The sequence below is a fragment of the Bradyrhizobium mercantei genome (assembly GCF_001982635.1).
Classification (GTDB): Bacteria; Pseudomonadota; Alphaproteobacteria; order Rhizobiales; family Xanthobacteraceae; genus Bradyrhizobium; species Bradyrhizobium mercantei.
This window is the reverse complement of record NZ_MKFI01000006.1, coordinates 339374-357422: the sequence shown is the minus strand read 5'-3', so window position 1 is coordinate 357422 and position 18049 is coordinate 339374. Positions and strand designations below refer to the sequence as shown.

The following is an 18049-nucleotide window of genomic DNA, read 5'->3' as shown; positions in this document are numbered from 1 at the left end:
GGGGTTATAAAATAATGTCGCGCCGATTTTTCCTGATAGAAACTGCTGGGAGAGCATAAAGATGAAGTCGGGATTTTTGGCCGCCGTCGCGGCGTGCAGCCTGATGCTTGCGGCGCCGGCGATGGCCCAGGGCGTCAAGATCGGCATCCTGAACGATCAGTCGGGCGTCTACGCGGACTACGGCGGAAAGTACTCGGTCGAAGCCGCCAGGATGGCGATCGAGGATTTCGGCGGCGAGGTGCTCGGCCAGAAGATCGAGATGATCACCGCCGACCATCAGAACAAGCCGGACCTTGCGACCGCGATTGCCCGTCGCTGGTACGACACCGAGGGCGTCGACATGATCACCGAGCTGACGACGTCTTCGGTCGCGCTCGCGGTGCAGGAACTGTCCAACGAGAAGAAGAAGATCGACATCGTCGTGGGTGCAGCGACCTCGCGCATCACCGGCGATGCCTGCACGCCCTACGGCTTCCATTGGGCGTTTGACACCCGCGCACTCGCCGTCGGCACCGGCAGCGCGCTGGTGCACGCCGGCGGCGATACCTGGTTCTTCCTGACCGCCGACTATGCCTTCGGCTATGCGCTGGAAAAGGACACCAGCGAAATCGTGAAAGAGAGTGGCGGTAAGGTATTGGGCTCGGTTCGCGTGCCGCTCAACTCGTCGGACTTCTCCTCTTTCCTGCTGCAGGCGCAGAGCTCGAAGGCCAAGGTCATCGGGCTCGCCAATGCCGGTCTCGACACGGTCAATTCGATCAAGCAGGCGGCCGAATTCGGTATCGTGAAGGGCGGTCAGAAGCTCGCCGGCCTGCTCATGGTCCTTTCGGACGTGCATGGTCTCGGACTTGAGACCGCACAGGGGCTGGTCCTGACCGAGGGCTTCTACTGGGATCGCGATGACAAGACGCGCGCCTTCTCCGAGCGCTTCTTCAAGCGCACGGGCCGCATGCCGAACATGATCCAGGCGGGCACCTATTCAGCGACGCTGAGCTATCTGAAAGCGGTGAAGGCCGCCGGCACCAAGGACTCCGACACGGTGACGAAGAAGCTGAAGGAGCTGCCGGTCGACGACGCCTTCGCGCAGGGCAAGGTGCTCGCGAACGGCCGCATGGTGCACGACATGTATCTGTTCGAGGTCAAGAAGCCCTCGGAGTCGAAGAAGCCGTGGGACTATTACAAGCAGCTCGCCGTGGTGCCCGGCGACAAGGCCTTCTTCACCGCCAAGGAAAGCGGCTGCCCGCTGACCAAGTAAACGGTGGTGTCGTCCTGGCGAAAGCCAGGACCCATTACCCCGGCTGGATGTTGTTGCGCCACGCTGTGGCCGTCAGATGGCCCATAACCACGCCCTGTGGTTATGGGTCCTGGCTTTCGCCAGGACGACGTTGGTGGTTGTGGCGGCGTCTCGGCCTCAATGCACCAGCCGCCACACCGCGCCGCCGATCGCGCCGGCCCACAAGATGATGGCGGCCGTCGCCTGGATGCCAAAACCTCGGCTGCGTTTCGCCACCGCCTCGCGATAACCGATGAAGTAGACGATGCGGCCGACGACCCAGATCGCGCCGATGACTGCGGCCGCGGCGTCGCCGATATAGATCGCGAACAGCCAGAGCGACGGCAGGAAGATCGGCATCCACTCCAGCGTGTTCATCTGGATGCGGAAGATGCGCTCGAAATCCGGATTGCCTGAAATCGCCGGCAGCTTGATGCCGTAGGCGACGCGGGCGCGCGCGACCTGGGTGGTGGTGAAGAAATAGAACGCGACCGCAAGGCAGGTGACGATGGCTGTGTAATGGTACATGTCCGGCGTTTCCTCTCATTCCATTGGCCCCGATGTCATGACGCGGCAGCGCCGCCCGGTGTGACAAGCAGGACCTATTCTTGGCGGCGCCGATCTTCTGTCGGCGTTTCAGTATCCGGTCATCTCAAGATAGCCTAACCCGGCGTGGCTGCCTGAAAAGCGGATCGGGCCTTCCCAATAGGGGAAGCTGGTTCCCATCCAGCTCTTGGGATTGAGCGGCGTGGTCTCGATGGCAAGGCCGCGCGCGGGCAGGTTCACGCGCCACGATGTCGGCAGCTTGCGGCCGCCGATCTCGCTGCTTGTGATCGGCGTGATGCTGTTGCCGGCGGCTGCGATCTCGGCCGAGCGGCCGTCCGGCGTGATCCAGTTGCCGAACAGGTTCTCGCGGCCGTCCTTCTGGCGCAGCCGGTACAGCATCAGCTTCTCGTCGCCGGGCAGATGCAATGAGAACCAGTCCCAACCGGTCTGGTCAGCGGCCAGCGGCTGGCTGCTCCATTCGCGATCCATCCAGGCCATGCCGGTGACGTCGACCGGTTTGTTGTCGATCACGATGCGGCCGGAAGCCTGGTAGAACGGCTGGCTGTAATAATAGGAGGCCTGTCCGCGATCCGATTTGCGGCTGTAGCCGTGGTCGCCTTGCAGCACCAGCGGATGCTCGGCATCGAGGCGAAGTGCGGTTGAGAAGTCGGCGGCGGAGGCCTTGAGCTCGAGCGGCGCGACGCGCTGCGGATCAAAGGCATCGAGCCCGCGGATCTCCCAGGCATCGATCCAGGCACGGAACGGCACGGCCTCGACACCGGCCTGGCCGATGCCGCCGCGCGCAAACGTCTCGCCGAAGCGATGCGTGGCGGCGCTGGTCACCGCCGCGTGGCCCATCCAGAGCTGCTGGTTGGCCCAGCCCTCGGCCGGCCCGCCCGGCTTGATGGCCTGGCGGAACAGCGTCCATTGTGCGCCATAGGCTGCACCGCTCGTGTCGGACAGGTTCGCCGTCACATACCACCATTCAATCCGGAACTCGGGATGCGGCCCGTGATCGGCGGGGAATGCGAATGGCTTGCCCGGCGTGACGGCGGCAAAGCCTTCAGCCGTCTCGCCAAGCCCGGCAAAGCCCTGCGCGAACGACTTGCGGCCCATTGCGAGCGCCAACGCGCCGCCTGCGAAGGCGCGGCGCGTGATCGTGCGGCTAGCGTTCATTGACGAAGGTCCGGATCAGGGTGGCCGGCTGCATGCGGGCCAGTCTAGCAACCGGCAGCGCTGCGGCACAGAGCGCGGCCGCCATCGCCACCGCGAGCAGCTCGATCAGTTGCAGCGGAAAGACCTGGAACGGTAGCCGCCAGCCGAACGCCTTGACGTTGACGATCGCAAGCAGGCACCACGCCACCAAAAGGCCGAGCGGCAGCGCGAACAGCGCGGTGATCAGCGCCACCGCCATGGTCTTCAACAGTTCGAGCGCCGCGAGCCGCCGCCGCGTCAGGCCGATCGCCCACAGCGGCGCGAGCTGCGGCAGCCGCGAATTGGCGAGCGTGAGCAGGCTGGTCAGCAGCGCGATGCCGGCGACGCCGAGGGTGAAGGCGTTGAGCGCCGCGGTCACCGAGAAGGTGCGATTGAACACCCGCTTGGATTCCCGTTTCATCGTCGCCTGGTCGGCAATGTTGCGGTCGTCGAGGCCGAATTTTTCCTGCAACGCCGCGATCAGCGCCGGGATGCGATCGGGCGCGACGCGGAGCCCGAGCCGGGTCTGCGGTGTCTGCGGGAAGCGGCGCGTCAGCGCGGCGAAGTTGACCGCGATCTGGCCCTTGGGGTTGCCGTAATCGGCATAGATGCCGACGATCTCGAGCGGCCAGCTGCCGCCGGGGGCAGGCACCTCGATGTGATCGCCGATGGCGAGCTTCATCCGCCGCGACAGTTGCTCGCTGACCAGACACGTGTCGCCCGGGCGCAGCCTGACCCAGGCATTCGCGGTGCTCTCGAGCAACGGCCAATTGTCGCGATAGGTGGTGTGGTCGGGCAGGCCGAGCACCTCGATCGGCGCGCCGCCGAGCTGGGTGTCGGCGCGGCCGCCGGGCAGGATAGCATCAACCTCCGGCCGGTCGCGCAGCCAGGCCTTGATCTCCTTTGCCTGCGTGTCGCTGGCGGCGCTGATGTAGATGTCGGCGGCGAGGCGGCCGTCGAGCCAGACCAGGAAAGTGCGGCTGAAACTCTCCACCATGGTGCCGACCCCGACATTGACGGCGAGCGCGAGCAGCAGCGCCATCAGCGCCAGCGACAGCCCCGACAGCTGCTGGCGGCTGTCGGCCCAGAACCAGATGCCGACCGGCGCCCGCGCGCTGCGCTGGCCGATCGCGAGCGCGATCTGCAGCACCATCGGCAGAATCAATGCCGCGCCGAGCATCAGGGCGGCCAGCACCGCAAAGCCCGCGATCAGGGAATCGCCGAATTGGATGAGCACTGCTGCGACCGCAAACACCGCGAGCGCCGTCGCGCTCTGGAAGATCAGCCAGCGGCGCTGCGCGTGCTGCCAGGCCTGCGGCTGCGCCGTGGCCAGCACCGGCATCCGGATCGCCTTGGCGAGGCTCGCGGCGGCCGCGGCGAGCGCGCCGAGGATGCTGATCGCGATGCCGGCGAACCACCAGACGGGTTTGAGCGAAAGCTGGCCGGGAATCTGCGCGCCATAGAGCCCGCGCAGCGAGGCCGCGACGTCGGGCAGCAAGGCTGCCGCGATGAAATAGCCGCAGACCAGCCCGATCAGGCCCGCGACCAGCGCCAGCGACACCAGCTCGATCACAAGCACGGTGTTGAGCATCCGCGCCGAGACCCCGCAGGCGCGCAGCGTGCGCAGCATCGGCAGACGCTGTTCGAAGGCGAGCCCGATTGCGGAGTTGACGATGAACAGCCCGACGAAGAACGACAGCAGGCCGAATGCGGTGAGGTTGAGATGGAAACTGTCGGTCAGCCGTTCGAGGTCGCTCTCGGCGCTCGGCTCGACCAGACGGAGTTTTTCACCGGCAACGCTTTCAAGCGTTGCGTGCGGCGCTTTGGATTTGCCGACCAGCAGGCGCGACACCTGACCGGGCATCTTCAAAATGTCTTGCGCGATGCCGATATCGACCACCAGCGCGCCGGGCGCGAGCTCCGCCTGCAGGCGCAGCGGCGGCAGGCTCGTGCCGTTGGCCTGCGGCCGCTCGCCTTCCCTGAGGCCGAGGTCGCGCAGCGTCTCGCCCGCCACCAGCATTTCGCCCGGCGGCGTGACGAAGGATTGCAGGCTGCCGCGTCCGACCGCCGGCGCGTTGCCGACCTCGGAGGGCAGCGTCACCGGCTCGACGCCGAGCAGGCGGAAGCTGCGCCCGTCGATCTGGACGCGGCCCTCCAGCATCGGCGACACCGGCCAGCCGGCGCGGCGCAGATCGACGAACAGCTGTTGCGGGAAGGTCGCGCTGTCTTTGCTGACGAGAACAGCGGTGCGCGAGCCGCCGAAGGTTGCGGCGGCGCGGTCATAGGCGATGCGCGCCTGCTGGTTCAGCGCCTGCACGCCGCTCCACAGCGCGGTCGCCGAGATCAGCCCGATCAGCAGCGTCGCGAGCTGCATCGGATGCCGCCGCCAGTGGCTGAGCAGCACCGCGAGGATCCATAGCGGGCGCCTCACGCAATGACTCCAGCATGCAGGTTGACCTGGCGGTCGAGCGTCGCGGCGAGCCGGGCGCTGTGGGTGACCATCAGGAAACCGCAGCCGGTGCGAACAACCAGATCGCGCGCGAGACGCAGCACCTCGTCGGCGGTGTCCTCGTCGAGATTGCCGGTCGGCTCGTCGGCGAGCAGCAACAGCGGCTTCGGCGCCAGCGCGCGGCCGATCGCGACGCGCTGCTGCTGGCCGCCGGACAATTGCTCGGGATAGCGCCTGAGGAAATTCTTGAGGCCGAGGCGCTCGACCAGCTCGTCGAGCCAGGCCGCATCGTGCCGGCCGGCGATGCGCGACTGGAACACCAGATTGTCCGCGACCGTCAGGCTCGGGATCAAATTGAACTGCTGGAAGACGAGGCCGAGCCGGTCGCGGCGCAGCTCGGCGCGGCCGGCATCGTTGAGGCGGGAGACGACGCTGTCGGCGAGGGCGATCTCGCCGCTGTCGGCGGCATCCAGCCCCGCGATCAGATGCAGCAGCGTGCTCTTGCCGCTGCCGGATTCACCGGTCAGCGCCACGCTCTCGCCGGTTGCAACGGCAAGGTCGACGCCGCGCAGCACCGCGACGTCTTCACCAGCAGAGCGGTAACTCTTGGTCAGGCCGGTGACGCGAAGCACCGCGGCGGTCTGGTCAGATGAAGCGATGGCCGTGCCTCATTCAAGGCTTCTGGTATTTCAGGACGAACTCGTCGATCGGCACCGGCGCCTTGAAGACGGGAATGTCCTTGGGGTCCTCGGCATGATGCAGGAAATCGCCCTCCGCGACCAGCTTGAAACCGGCGGCCTCGATCTCCTGCTTCAGGGTGCTCTCCTCGATCCGGTGCAGCGTCTTGGCGACATTGGTGCCGTCGCCCGGCTTGGCCGAGTGGTCGGCGATGACGAGGAAGCCGCCCGGCTTGAGCGCGGCGAACATCTTCTTGTTCATCGCGGCGCGATCGACCGGCAGATAGGTGATGTCGTGGTAGAAAAAGAAGAAGGTGATCATGTCGAGGTCCTTGACCTCGGGCGGGATCGGGTCGTCATAGTCCCGCACCACATGGACCACGTTCTTCATCGCCGGCGATTTCGCGCGGGTGTCGAACTTGTCCTTGACGAAGCGCTCGAGCACGGTCGCCGAATCCTGCGCGTAGACCTTGCCCGACGGGGCGACGGTGCGCGCCAGCAATTCGGTGCTGTAGCCGGCGCTCGCCGCCATGTCGAGGATGGTCATGCCGGGCTTGACGCCGGCGAAGGCGAGCATCTTGGCCGGCTGGCGGCGCTGGTCGACCTGGCGATCCGCATCGCTGCGGTCGGGTGCGGCGACGATCGCGGCATAGTCGGGACTGGCGGCGTCTTCTGCGCGGGCAGAAGGCACGGCGAGCAGCGTGGCGGTCGCGAGCGCAGCGCAGGCGGCCGCGCGAAGCATCAATCTGTTCATGAAATAACCCCGGGCTTTTTTCATTGCGCAGAACATAGCAGCGCCTCCATGACAGATCACCGCTCCGCGGCCGCGACGACGCGATCGTGATCGGCCGTGACAACCGCGCCGGGCGGTGCGACCCCGGGAAAATGCGTTGTTGCGTTGCACGGCGAGGCGTGGCTAGCATCGCCAATTGGGGCCGATTTTACGAAGCCAAAAACGAAACGACGGGGAGCCGGACATGACGACGCAAACGACGCCGAGGGCGGCGAAAGATACACCCAAGGGCGCCTGGCAAATCACCTTCCTTCTGTTCCTGTTCATGGTGGTGAACTTTGCGGACAAGATCGTGGTTGGGCTGGCCGGCGTGCCGATCAGGAAGGAAATGGGTCTCACGCCGGAGCAGTTCGGCGATCTCGGCTCGTCCTTCTTTTACCTGTTTTCGATCTCGGCGATCGTGGTCGGCTTCATCGTCAACCGCGTTGATACGCGCTGGGTGTTGCTGATCCTCGCGGTGATCTGGTCGCTGGCGCAATTTCCGATGGTCGGCACCGTGAGCCTCACGACGCTGATGATCTGCCGCATCATCCTCGGGGCCGGCGAGGGACCGGCCTTTTCGGTCGCCGCGCACGCGATCTACAAGTGGTTTCCGGACGAGAAGCGTACGCTGCCGACCGCGATCCTGTCGCAGGGCTCGGCGTTTGGCGTGATCCTCGCGGTGCCTGCGCTGAACTGGATCATCGTCAATCACAGCTGGCATCACGCCTTCGGCGCGCTCGGCATCGTCGGCCTGATCTGGACCGTTGCCTGGTTCGCGCTCGGCAAGGAAGGGCCGCTGGTCTCGACGACGGCCGTCGCCGCCGACGAGCCGCGGATTCCTTACCTGAAGCTGTTGACCTCGCGGACCTTCGTCGGCTGCGTCATCGCGACCTTCGGCGCCTATTGGGCGCTGTCGCTCGGGCTGACCTGGTTCACGTCCTTCATCATCGAGGGGCTCGGCTTCTCGCAGCAGCAGGCCGGCTTCGTCTCGATCCTGCCCTGGATCTTCGGCGCGACGATCGTGATCCTGACCGGCTGGATCTCGCAGCTGATGCTGGCGCGCGGCTTCACGACCCGCGGCGCGCGCGGCGTGCTCGGCTCGGTGCCGCTGATCATCGGCGGCTGCATCCTCGCGACGCTGCCCTATGTGCCGCCGGGCGGGCTGATGATCGCGGCATTGGTGATCGGCTCCGGCCTGTGCGGCTCGATCTATGTGGTGTGCCCGCCGATGCTCGGCGAGTTCACGCCGGTATCGCAGCGCGGCGCGATCATCGCGATCTACGGTGCGCTGTACACGATCTCGGGCATCCTGGCGCCGATGGTGATGGGCAATGTGATCCAGCACGCCGCCACGCCGATGGCCGGCTACATGTCCGGCTTCACCATCAACGCCGCGATCATGGCCGGCTCCGGCCTGCTCGGCTTGCTGCTGCTATGGCCGAACACCGAGCGCGCGCGGCTGACCGGGCAGCCGCAGCCGGACAGCACGATTCGGGGTGCCGTGTCGTCGACGTGAGGTAGCTCGTTTGATCCTCCCCTGGAGGGGGAGGGTCGACGCGAATGAAATGAGCGGCGGGGTGGGGTGGTCTCTCCATGCGGGCACTGCCCGTGTTGAGAGATCACCCCACCCCGTCTCACATTTCGCTGCGCTCAATGTGATCCGACCCTCCCCCTCCAGGGGAGGGTGCGTCGCTGCTTCTATCTCAGTTCAATCCCCGCGCACCGCGCACCAGCCGGCCCGGGCGTGCGCCGGTGGCCTTCCCGTCGCGCTGGGTCACGACGCCCGAGACGATGGTGGCGTCGTAGCCGTCGACCTGTTGCAGCAGGCGGCGGCCGCCGACCGGGAGGTCGTAGTGCACCTTCGGCGGATGCAGATGCAGCCGGTCGTAATCGATCACGTTGATGTCGGCCTTGAAGCCCGCTGCGATCACGCCGCGATCGTGCAGACCGACCGACAGCGCGGTCTTGCGCGACTGTGCCGCGATCACGAACGGGATCGAGAGTTTTTCGCCGCGGCTGCGGTCGCGGGTCCAGTGCGTCAGCAGATAGGTCGGGAAGCTGGCGTCGCAGATGATGCCGCAATGCGCGCCGCCGTCGGACAGTCCGGGCACGGCGCTCGGCTCGCGCAGCATCTCGTGCACGGCATCGAGATTGCCGTCGGCGTAATTCAGGAACGGCACATAGAGCATGCCGCGGCCGTCGTCGGTCAGCATCGCGTCATAGGCGAGCTCTTCCGGCTGCCGGCCCTGGCGGCGCGCCTGCGGGCCGAGCGCGTTTTCCGGCGGCTGTTCATAGTCCGGCGGATTGCCCAGAAGGTACATCTTGTCGTAGTTCGGCCGGAAGAACAGCGGATCGTCGGTCGCGGTTGCGCTCTCGCTCAGGATCGCGGCGCGCACCTCGGGCCGGCGCAGGTGCTTCAGCCGCTCGGCCAGCGGCAATTTCGCGATCTCGCGATAGCTCGGATGGGTCTGGAACGGGTTGCGCGACAATTCGAGCCCGAGCAGCAAACCGACCGGCCGCGCCGCGATCTGGGTCGTGATCGACAGGCCGCGCGCGGCGGCTTCATTGATGGTGTCCATGGTCTGCCGCCAGCGCCGCGGCGCCTTGTCGGCCTGCGCGACCGAGAACGAGATCGGGCATTTGGTGTTCTCGGCGACCCGCAGCATCATCGGAAGGTCTTCGTGCACGGTGCTCTGGTCGAGCACGAATTGCAGCACGCTGCGGCCGACGCCGTGCATCGCGCCGGCGATCGCGGTCAATTCGTCTTCACCCGCCTTCAGCGTCGGCGTGTAGTCACCGGTCGAGGTGCGGTGATTGAGCGTGCGCGAGGTCGAGAAGCCGAGCGCACCCGCGCGCACGGCATCGCCGGCGAGCGCCGCCATCGCCTTGTTGTCTTCCACCGTTGCCGGATCGCGGCGCGCGCCGCGCTCACCCATCACATAAACCCGCAGCGCGGCATGCGGCAGCTGCGCGCCGATGTCCATATCGAAGCTGCGCTTCGACAGCCACTCCATGTAGTCGGGGAAGCTCTCCCACACCCAGGGAATGCCGGCGCTTAGCACCGGCTCCGGAATGTCCTCGACGCCCTCCATCAGCTGGATCAGCCTGTTGTGGTCGCTCGGCCGGCACGGCGCGAAGCCGACGCCGCAATTGCCCATGATCGCGGTCGTGACGCCGTTCTGCGACGACGGGGTGATGTCCTGGCTCCAGGTCACCTGGCCGTCGTAATGGGTGTGGACGTCGACGAAGCCGGGCGCCACCAGTCTGCCGCGCGCGTCGATCTCTTCCTTGCCTTTCGCTGCGACCTTGCCGACTTCGGTGATCTTGCCGCCGGAGATCGCGACATCGGCTTCATAGAGGTCGCCGCCCTTGCCGTCGGCAATGGCGCCGCCGCGGATCACGAGGTCTGGGGTCGAGGTCATGGCATTTCATCCCGAGGCTGTTCTTGGTTGACGGCATCATGGGTGAGCCCTTGATGCTGTCAACCAGCGCCGATGAAGCTCTGGGATGCACTGGCAGTTCTGCGCTTTGGCGTTGCCGCCCGGCGGAAATTTGTTCCGCTGGGCAACACGTCGCGGATCTACCGCGCGCCGAAGAAAGCTGTCTTCTGGGTTTCTTCGGCCTGCAACCTGGCGCGCACGCGCATCAGGTCCTTCCAGCCGATATAGCCGACGAGGCGCTGATCTTCGCGCGAGATCACAGGCAGATGCGAGATGTTCACCTGCATCAGGCGATCGGCGAGCCGGTCGAGATATTCGTCGGGATAGGCGACGGTGATCTTGCTCCCCGTCAGCAACTGGCCGAGCGTGGCGGTGCGGTGCTTGCCGGCGCGGCGCCAGCGCAGCACGGACGGAGGGTCGATGACGCCCAGCACGTGATGGTTGGCGTCGACGACAGGGAAGCTCGGGTGAGTGGTCTTCGGGTTGGTCAGGAAGGCTGCCGCGCCGTGCAGCGTCATGGTGTCCGCGACGCTCTCGACCGCCTTGGTCATGACGTCGCGCACGCGTGTCAGTGCGAAGGGATCGACGCGGTACTCGCGCACCAGATGGTGGCCGCGCCGCGCCACCTTCTCGGTCAGGATCGAGCGCCGCATCAAGAGCACCGTGACGCCATGCGCGCTGCAACAGGCCGCGATCAGCGGCAGCAGCACATGGGTGTTGCCGGTGAGCTCGACCGCGAAGAAGGTCGCGGTCAGCGGTGAGCGCATCGTGCCGCCCATCGTCGCCGCCATCGCCAGCAGCGCCCAGAAGCCGGGGCTCGCGGCCGGCAAATAGCCGCTCAGTGCCGTGCCCATCGCGCCGCCCATGATCAAGAGCGGCGCCAGCACGCCGCCCGACGTGCCGGAGCCGAGCGCGACCGACCAGATCACGGCCTTCACCACGAGCAGCAGCAGCGCGGCCTTCAGCACCACGTCGCCTTGCAGCATGGACGCAAGGTTGTCGTAGCCGACGCCGAGTGCCTGCGGCTCGATCAGCCCGCCGAGACCCACGACCAGGCCGCCGATCAGCGGCCACCACATCCAGTGGATCGGCAATTTGAGGAACAGGTCCTCGAAGCCGTAAACCAGCTGCGTGAGCACGCCCGACAGCAGTCCGGAGAGGATTCCGATCAGCATCCAGGCGCCGAGCTGGAGCACCGAGATCTCGACGCCGCCGGTGAATGGAAACAGCGGCGCGGGCATATGCAGGAAGGTGCGCCCGACCGCGGCCACGACGGCTGCGACAGTGACTGGAATGAAGCTGCGCGGCGTCCATTCGAACAGCAGCAGTTCGACCGCGAGCATGATTGCGGCAATCGGCGTTCCGAACACGGTGGTCATCCCTGCGGCGGCGCCGGCCACCAGCAGGGTCTTGCGCTCGTTGTCGGTGACCGGGAGCATCTGCGCGATCAGCGAGCCGATCGCGCCGCCGGTCATGATGATCGGACCCTCGGCGCCGAACGGGCCGCCGGTGCCGATCGACACCGCCGACGACAATGGCTTGAGGATCGCGACCTTGGGGTCGAGCCGGGAACGGCCGAGCAGGATGGCCTCGATCGCTTCCGGGATGCCGTGCCCGCGGATCTTCTCGCTGCCGAAGCGTGCCATCAACCCGATGATCAGCGAGCCTGCGACCGGCACCAGCACGGTCCAGAGGCCAAGCGGCGAATCCTGTAATTTCAGGTCGGCGAAGCTGAACCGGCCGAAATAGGCGATGTTGGTGGCGAGCTTGATCAGCTCCAGCAGCCCCGCGCCCGCCAGCACGCCGGCGGCGGAGACGAACACGGCAATGGCCGAGATCACCACGACGCGCGGATCGGTCGTGAAGTCACTCAGAAGATGACTGGCCTTGTCGCCGATCTTGGTACTGGTCTTGGTACTGGCGTTGGCGGCGGCGTTCGATTTGGTGGAAATGACGCTCATTGGTGGCGTAAGGCTCGGGGTGAAGTGAACGGGCGCGTCATATCGTATTGCGATATAATTACAAGCGGGAGAGATCGAATGGCAGCGATGAAGAGACCCTCGAAATCGCCGGCCAAACCCCCGGCCAAGGCCCGGAACAAGGCCCGCAAGCGGGTTCCCAGCCAGGCGGATTACGAGGCGCTGTCGCAATTTCGCTATCTGATCCGCCGATTTCTGGAATTCAGTCAGGATGCCGCGAAAGCCGAGGGCCTGACGCCCCGGCAGCATCAGGCCCTGCTCGCGATCAGGGGGTATCCGGGCGGTGGCCCGGTTGCGGTCGGTGATCTGGCCGAGCGGCTGCGGCTTCGTCATCACACCACGGTCGAGCTGGTCGACCGGCTCTCCGAGGCCGGGCTGGTCGAACGTGTGCTCGATCCCGTCGACCAGCGGCGGGTGCTCTTGAAACTAACCCGCCTTGCGGCCGATCGTCTCGCCGAACTGTCGGCGGTTCATCTCGATGAGCTGTCGCGGATCGAGCCGCTGTTGAAGCAGGTGCTGTCGCGCCGAACGGGATGAATGCGTTGCGCGCATCGCGTCGCGCGCGGAAATCGGGCGTTCCTCGCCCTTGGCTGGCGGCGCGCGGTCACATGCAACCTAGTCGTGCTAAACTGAATACAATTCGCGGCTAATGCACGATGCAATACAAGGGATACGGCTTGTCTTTGTCATGAAATCTTCATAAACCATACCGGGGGCGTTACCATTGAAATTGAGCGGCAGCCGGTCGTGATCGATGCGAGCAATGCCTTTGCCGTTGGGCATGGCGATCAGGCGGAAATCGAGCTCAAGCTGCTTGCGCCGCAAGGCAGCCTCGAAAAACTGCGCGAGGTTCCCTGCATCGTGCAGCATGCGCGCAATCGCGGCGCATTTCACCGGCTGGAAACGGTCTATTACGACACCGCGGAACGCCTGCTGTTTCGGCATGGCATGTCGCTGCGCGTGCGCCGCAGCGGCAAGAACTTCATCCAGACGCTGAAGCTTCCACCCAACAGCGCGCAGCCTCTGATGCGACGCCAATGGGAGATGCCGGTTGAGGGCATCACCCCGGATCTGGCGCGTTTTCCCGCCGACGAGGTCGGCGATCCCGTGGCGACGCTGAGCAACGACGCGCTGGTGCCGGTTTTCGCGACAAAAGTGCGCCGGCACGCGCGGCAGCTCGATCTGCCCGATGCGTCGGTCGAAATCGTTTTCGACGAGGGGACGATCGAGGCCGATGCGCGCCAGGAGGTGTTGTCGGAAATCGAGATTGAACTGAAGAGCGGCAATGCCGGCGTCCTGTTCGATCTCGGAACGCAGTTGCTCGATGCTGCGCCGCTGCAGATTGGCACGCGCAGCAAGGCGGAACGCGGCTACGCGCTCGCGTTCGATGTCGCGCCATCGGCGGCGAAAGCCGAGTCGTCGGGCATCACCGCGGACCTTGTGGTCGATGACGTCATCGCAAGGCTGGTCGGCTCCTGCTGGCATCATCTTCTGAAAAATCATGCGGTGGCCGAGCAGGGGACCGACCCCGAAGGCGTGCACCAGATGCGGGTCGCCTTGCGGCGCTTGCGGACGATCTGCGTGCTGTTCCGGCGCGACATTCCATCGCCGGCGTTTCTGGCGGTCGACAGCGAAGCAAAATGGCTGATGCGGCAACTCGGCAAGGCCCGCGATTGGGACGTGTTCGCCGAATCGACGATCGCACGCCTGGTCAGCGCGGTTCCGGATATCGATCTCGATGGTCTCCGCCAGGCGGTCGAACAGCAGCGGAAGTCGAGCTACGGCACCCTGCAAAGCGTGCTGGCCGATCCCCGTTGCAGCCGCTTCCTGCTCTCGCTCGGCCATTTGGTGGAACGCCGCGGCTGGCGCAACGAGATCGACAGCGAAGCGCTGGCCGTGCTGTCGCAGCCGATGCCGGTGCTGGCCGATCAAATTCTGGACCGGTTGCATCGCAAGACGTTGAAACGTGGCGCGCATTTCCGGCGGCTCGATATCCACGCCCAGCATAATCTCCGGATCAATCTCAAGAAGTTGCGCTATGCAGCGGAGTTCTTCCTGCCGCTTTATGCCGCCCACGCGCCAGCGAAGCGCTACGTGAAGCGGCTTGCCAGGCTGCAGACCAGCCTCGGGCGGGTGTGCGACATCGGCAGCACGCGCGTGCTGCTCCACACCGTCGCGCAGGACGACCAGCCTGCGCTTCATCTCGGCATCGGCGCGATGGCCGGCTGGCTGGCCCGCGATCAGATTGCGGTGGCGAAAACGCTGCGCAAGAGCTGGCGGCGGTTCAAGACGACGCCGGCGTTCTGGGGCCGGTGAGTTTGGTCGCGGCAATCGTCCGCCGCGCCTCCTGTGGAGGTTAGGTCGGTGCGCGGTTAGCCTGGCGCGCCATCAAGGCGTCGGAGGCCGAACTTCGTCGTCGGGCAAGGCGGGCTCCGACGACGCGTCTGCTCCAGCGCTGTCCAAAGCTGTTTCCTGAACAATCGGAATATGCGGCACGCTGCTGACTATGGCCGGGTTGTCGTCGGCGGCGTGGCTCATGAGCGTTTCAAGAAACAGGAAAAATTTCTCAGAAAGCACAATAACCTCCCCCGGTTCGGAAGAGTCGAAATAAAGCTAGTGCTTCCGGGTGGCAGGCGCCAGTTGCCGGTCGCGAAATCCCGTCAACAAACGGCGATTGCCGGCAACTCGCCGGTCGGAGCGATCCCTACGCGGGTGCGCCTTACCTGGGCTGCGGCTGGATCGTAGCCTCGGACGCCTGCGGCTTGCGCTCGGTGACCAGTGCGAGCAGCACGGTCAGCACCATGAAGACCACCGAGGCGCCGAACACCCAGTGCGGCATGTGCTGGTCCATGATCCAGCCGAACAGCAGCGGGCTGACGATGCCGCCGAAGTTGAAGCCGGTGGAGACGATGCCGAAGGCGCGGCCGGCGGCACCGGGAGGTGCGGCATTGCGCACCATCATGTCGCGGGACGGCGCGATCACGCCGCCGAGGAAGCCGGCCAGCCCCATCGCGAGCGTGAGCACCACCGGCGGCAGATCCATCAGCGCGATCAGCAGCACCAGCACGGCATTGACCGCAAAGCAGGCCGCGGCGAGCTGGCTGTGGCGATGGGTCCAGTCGGCGAGATAGCCGCCGGCGAGCACGCCCGCGGCGCTGGCGCCGAGGAACGCGGTCAGCGCGATGTTGGCGGTCGAGAACGATGCGCCGTAGCCGCCCATCAGCGCGACTACGCCGAAATTGTTGATGCCGGAGGTCGACAGGCTGAGCAGCGTGAAGAAGGCGGTCAGCACCATCAGCGCCGGCGTGATCACGCTGGCCTTCGCCGCCGCGTCGTCCTTCGGCTTGTTCTTGTTGGCGCCGGCATCGGGGATGCCGAGCACGATCAGGAACAGCGCCACCAGCGGGCCGACCGCGCCGGCGACGATCAGCGCGCCGAGGCCGCCGATCGAGGCGACGAGGGCTGCCATGATCGCAGGCGCCACCGCGCCGCCGAGGAAACCGGCAAAGGTGTGGATCGAGAAGGCGCGGCCCATCCGCGCCTCGTCCATATGGGCCGAGAGGATCGCGTAGTCGGCCGGATGATAGACGCTGTTGGCGAGGCCGAGCAGCACGGCGCAGACGATCAGCGAGGCGTAGCTCAGATGCAGGCCGAGCCCGATCAGCGCGCAGCCGCCGACGGTCAGCCCGATCAAGAGGATCTTGCGCGCCCCTATATGGTCGGCGAGGTAGCCGATCGGCGCCTGGGTCAGCCCGGAGACCACCGCGAACACCGTCAGCGCGAAACCGAGCTCGACATAGCCGACGCCGAGCTGCTGCTTCAGGAACGGGAACAGCATCGGCAGCACGAAGATATGGAAATGGCTGACCCAATGGGCGACCGAAATCCCCGTCAGCGTGCGCAGCGCGCTGTCGGCTTTCGCTTGCTGCGGTGCGGCCAGAATGTCGACCATGTCTCTGACAATCCACTTTTTTCAAAGCCCGGCAGGGCGGCGTGAAAATAGAGGCTGGCCGCTAATTGTCCATGAACGCAGGCGCATGGCTGCCCCCGGCGCGGGCGTGCCGGATCGACACATGCGGCATTAAAGGCGGCGACAAAGGGGGGCGCTGCGGTGATGATCGGCCATGATCGACGCCAAAAAGCCGCTCCGGGTGCTGGTGTCGGAGGGCTCCAGCACCTCCGGCCGCGAGGCGATCACGATCCTGGGGCTGGCCGGCCATCACGTCGAGGTCTGCGATCCTTCGCGCTGGTGCCTCGCGCGCTATTCCCGCTTTGTCCGCAAATATCACCATTGTCCGCCGCTGCGATCGGATCCGGCGGGTTTCCTGCGCTTCGTCGAGCGCCTGTTGGCGTCGCAGCAATTCGACGTGCTGCTGCCGACCCATGAGCAGGGCTTCCTGTTCGCGCGCGCCGCGGCGCGGCTGACATCCCACAGCGGTCTGGCGCTGCCGGATTTCGCGAGCTATCGCGCCGTGCACAGCAAGGCCGGCTTCAGCCGGCTGCTCGACCAGCTCGGCCTGCCGCAGCCGCCGACCCGGATCGTGCGCTCGGCCGAGGAGCTGCGCGACGGCCTGCGGTTTCCATCGGTGGTCAAGACATCGGTCGGCACCGCGAGCCGCGGCATCTGGTTCGTGCGCGATGCCGGCGATCTCAATCGCGCGCTCTACGATCTCGAATCCGCCGGCGATTTTGCCGGCGAAGTGCTGGCGCAGGATCTCATCACCGGCACGGTCGAGAAGGCGCAGTCGGTGTTCTGCCGCGGCACGCTGATTGGCTTCCACGCCTACCGTCAGATCGCGGCCGGCGTCGGCGGCGGCGAGGCGATCAAGGAGAGCGTGAGCCGGCCGGCGATCCGCGCCTGTCTCGAGACCATCGGCGCGCATCTTCGCTGGCACGGCGCGCTCTCGGTCGACGTCATCATGCCGCTCGACAGCGCGACGCCGCTGCTGATCGACTGCAACCCGCGGCTGGTCGAGCCGATGAACGCCTACCAGTCGAGCACCGATCTGGTCGATCTGCTGCTGCGGGTCTCGCTCGGCGAGACGCCGGCGCCGCTGGCCGAAAGTCGCGCCGGGGTGCGGACGCATCTTGCGATGCAGGCGCTGCTCGGCAGCGCGTCGCGCGACGGCTCGCGGCGCGATTTGATCCGGGAATGCGGCCGCATCGCCGCGGGCGAAGGTCTCTATCGGGGCAGCGCGGAGGAATTGACACCGGTCCGGCTCGATTGGCTCAGCGCCGTGCCGCTCGCGATGACGACCGTGCTGCTGCTGGCATCGCCGCCGATCGCCGCATCGCTGGCCCGCGGCGGCTTCGGCGCGCATCTGCTCGATCGCGCGAGCATCAGGATGATCGAGGGCGCAGATTTTATTCCCGATCCCTCAGCACGTCGTCCCGGCGAAGGCCGGGACCCATAACCACGAATGGTCATTGGCGAGCGATGGCGAAATGACGAGTCCCATTCACAACATCCGCCGCGGCGTATGGGTCCTGGCTTTCGCCGGGACGACGGGGATGGATTTCGCTTAACGCCTACAGCGGCTCGTCGTCATTGCCGTAGCGGTCGAGCTTCGGCGTGGCGATGTCGCCGTCCTCGTAATAGTCATCGTCCTGCGCTGCGGGCGGCGGAGGCTTCGTCGCCTTGTCGTCGGCCTTGTCCTTGGTCTTGTCGCCGCCCTTGCTCGTCTTTCCGGCCTTGGCCATGCGTTTCCCCTGCGCGGGT

At 66.0% G+C, this 18049-nt stretch carries 15 protein-coding genes; 5 read left to right on the top strand and 10 right to left on the bottom strand.

Going from position 1 to position 18049, the window contains the following annotated elements; translation table 11 throughout:
- Positions 1 to 61: 61 nt before the first annotated feature.
- Positions 62 to 1252, top strand: coding sequence for an ABC transporter substrate-binding protein (locus BI327_RS28430; RefSeq protein WP_076864581.1), 1191 nt, complete (start codon positions 62 to 64; stop codon positions 1250 to 1252).
- Positions 1253 to 1408: 156 nt separating this feature from the next.
- On the opposite strand, the gene BI327_RS28425 is transcribed toward BI327_RS28430, so the two are convergent.
- The 5 genes from BI327_RS28425 to BI327_RS28405 form a co-directional block, all read right to left on the bottom strand.
- Positions 1409 to 1798 carry an MAPEG family protein gene (locus BI327_RS28425; protein ID WP_076864580.1) on the bottom strand — a complete coding sequence of 130 codons (390 nt, stop codon included), beginning with the start codon at positions 1796 to 1798 and terminating at the stop codon, positions 1409 to 1411.
- Positions 1799 to 1906: 108 nt separating this feature from the next.
- Complete coding sequence (locus BI327_RS28420; protein WP_076864579.1) at positions 1907 to 2992, bottom strand: lipocalin-like domain-containing protein; 1086 nt, start codon at positions 2990 to 2992, stop codon at positions 1907 to 1909.
- Entirely contained in the window at positions 2982 to 5441 is a 2460-nt protein-coding gene (locus BI327_RS28415) for an ABC transporter permease (RefSeq protein ID WP_076864578.1), read from the bottom strand. Before BI327_RS28415 ends, BI327_RS28420 begins: the two co-directional genes overlap by 11 nt.
- Positions 5438 to 6091, bottom strand: coding sequence for an ABC transporter ATP-binding protein (locus BI327_RS28410; RefSeq protein ID WP_076864577.1), 654 nt, complete (start codon positions 6089 to 6091; stop codon positions 5438 to 5440). Before BI327_RS28410 ends, BI327_RS28415 begins: the two co-directional genes overlap by 4 nt.
- A 40-nt stretch (positions 6092 to 6131) precedes the next feature.
- On the bottom strand, positions 6132 to 6890 hold the full coding sequence (locus BI327_RS28405; RefSeq protein ID WP_076864576.1) for a class I SAM-dependent methyltransferase: 759 nt from the start codon (positions 6888 to 6890) through the stop codon (positions 6132 to 6134).
- A 223-nt stretch (positions 6891 to 7113) separates the two neighbouring features.
- Between BI327_RS28405 and BI327_RS28400 the strand changes: the two genes are divergently transcribed.
- On the top strand, positions 7114 to 8427 hold the full coding sequence (locus BI327_RS28400) for an MFS transporter (protein WP_076864575.1): 1314 nt from the start codon (positions 7114 to 7116) through the stop codon (positions 8425 to 8427).
- A gap of 187 nt (positions 8428 to 8614) precedes the next feature.
- Here BI327_RS28400 and BI327_RS28395 read toward each other — a convergent pair whose 3' ends face one another.
- Both BI327_RS28395 and BI327_RS28390 read right to left on the bottom strand, forming a co-directional pair.
- Positions 8615 to 10333 carry an N-acyl-D-amino-acid deacylase family protein gene (locus BI327_RS28395; protein ID WP_076864574.1) on the bottom strand — a complete coding sequence of 573 codons (1719 nt, stop codon included), beginning with the start codon at positions 10331 to 10333 and terminating at the stop codon, positions 8615 to 8617.
- A gap of 158 nt (positions 10334 to 10491) precedes the next feature.
- Positions 10492 to 12312: a chloride channel protein gene (locus BI327_RS28390; protein WP_076864573.1), complete on the bottom strand. Its 1821-nt coding sequence runs from the start codon at positions 12310 to 12312 to the stop codon at positions 10492 to 10494.
- 78 nt (positions 12313 to 12390) lie between these two features.
- Here BI327_RS28390 and BI327_RS28385 point away from each other — a divergent pair, with 78 nt between their 5' ends.
- Positions 12391 to 12867 carry a MarR family winged helix-turn-helix transcriptional regulator gene (locus tag BI327_RS28385; protein ID WP_076864572.1) on the top strand — a complete coding sequence of 159 codons (477 nt, stop codon included), beginning with the start codon at positions 12391 to 12393 and terminating at the stop codon, positions 12865 to 12867.
- 210 nt (positions 12868 to 13077) lie between these two features.
- Positions 13078 to 14646: a CYTH and CHAD domain-containing protein gene (locus tag BI327_RS28380; protein WP_076864571.1), complete on the top strand. Its 1569-nt coding sequence runs from the start codon at positions 13078 to 13080 to the stop codon at positions 14644 to 14646.
- A gap of 72 nt (positions 14647 to 14718) precedes the next feature.
- Here BI327_RS28380 and BI327_RS41925 read toward each other — a convergent pair whose 3' ends face one another.
- Both BI327_RS41925 and BI327_RS28375 read right to left on the bottom strand, forming a co-directional pair.
- Positions 14719 to 14907 (bottom strand): hypothetical protein, encoded by a 189-nt coding sequence (locus BI327_RS41925; RefSeq protein ID WP_143271705.1) that lies wholly within the window; start codon positions 14905 to 14907, stop codon positions 14719 to 14721.
- Between the two features lie 142 nt (positions 14908 to 15049).
- Complete coding sequence (locus BI327_RS28375; protein ID WP_076864570.1) at positions 15050 to 16282, bottom strand: MFS transporter; 1233 nt, start codon at positions 16280 to 16282, stop codon at positions 15050 to 15052.
- Between the two features lie 172 nt (positions 16283 to 16454).
- Between BI327_RS28375 and BI327_RS28370 the strand changes: the two genes are divergently transcribed.
- Positions 16455 to 17744 carry a hypothetical protein gene (locus BI327_RS28370; protein ID WP_076864569.1) on the top strand — a complete coding sequence of 430 codons (1290 nt, stop codon included), beginning with the start codon at positions 16455 to 16457 and terminating at the stop codon, positions 17742 to 17744.
- Between the two features lie 115 nt (positions 17745 to 17859).
- On the opposite strand, the gene BI327_RS42800 is transcribed toward BI327_RS28370, so the two are convergent.
- Complete coding sequence (locus tag BI327_RS42800) at positions 17860 to 18030, bottom strand: hypothetical protein (RefSeq protein WP_089025610.1); 171 nt, start codon at positions 18028 to 18030, stop codon at positions 17860 to 17862.
- Between the last annotated feature and the right edge of the window lie 19 nt (positions 18031 to 18049).

Bases quoted from the DNA above. Each gene is read 5' to 3' on its own strand.
- BI327_RS28430 (WP_076864581.1), top strand. From the start codon at position 62: ATGAAGTCGGGATTTTTGGCCGCCGTCGCGGCGTGCAGCCTGATGCTT.
- BI327_RS28425 (WP_076864580.1), bottom strand. From the start codon at position 1,798: ATGTACCATTACACAGCCATCGTCACCTGCCTTGCGGTCGCGTTCTAT.
- BI327_RS28420 (WP_076864579.1), bottom strand. From the start codon at position 2,992: ATGAACGCTAGCCGCACGATCACGCGCCGCGCCTTCGCAGGCGGCGCG.
- BI327_RS28405 (WP_076864576.1), bottom strand. From the start codon at position 6,890: ATGAACAGATTGATGCTTCGCGCGGCCGCCTGCGCTGCGCTCGCGACC.
- BI327_RS28400 (WP_076864575.1), top strand. From the start codon at position 7,114: ATGACGACGCAAACGACGCCGAGGGCGGCGAAAGATACACCCAAGGGC.
- BI327_RS28395 (WP_076864574.1), bottom strand. From the start codon at position 10,333: ATGACCTCGACCCCAGACCTCGTGATCCGCGGCGGCGCCATTGCCGAC.
- BI327_RS28390 (WP_076864573.1), bottom strand. From the start codon at position 12,312: ATGAGCGTCATTTCCACCAAATCGAACGCCGCCGCCAACGCCAGTACC.
- BI327_RS28385 (WP_076864572.1), top strand. From the start codon at position 12,391: ATGGCAGCGATGAAGAGACCCTCGAAATCGCCGGCCAAACCCCCGGCC.
- BI327_RS28375 (WP_076864570.1), bottom strand. From the start codon at position 16,282: ATGGTCGACATTCTGGCCGCACCGCAGCAAGCGAAAGCCGACAGCGCG.
- BI327_RS28370 (WP_076864569.1), top strand. From the start codon at position 16,455: ATGATCGACGCCAAAAAGCCGCTCCGGGTGCTGGTGTCGGAGGGCTCC.
- BI327_RS42800 (WP_089025610.1), bottom strand. From the start codon at position 18,030: ATGGCCAAGGCCGGAAAGACGAGCAAGGGCGGCGACAAGACCAAGGAC.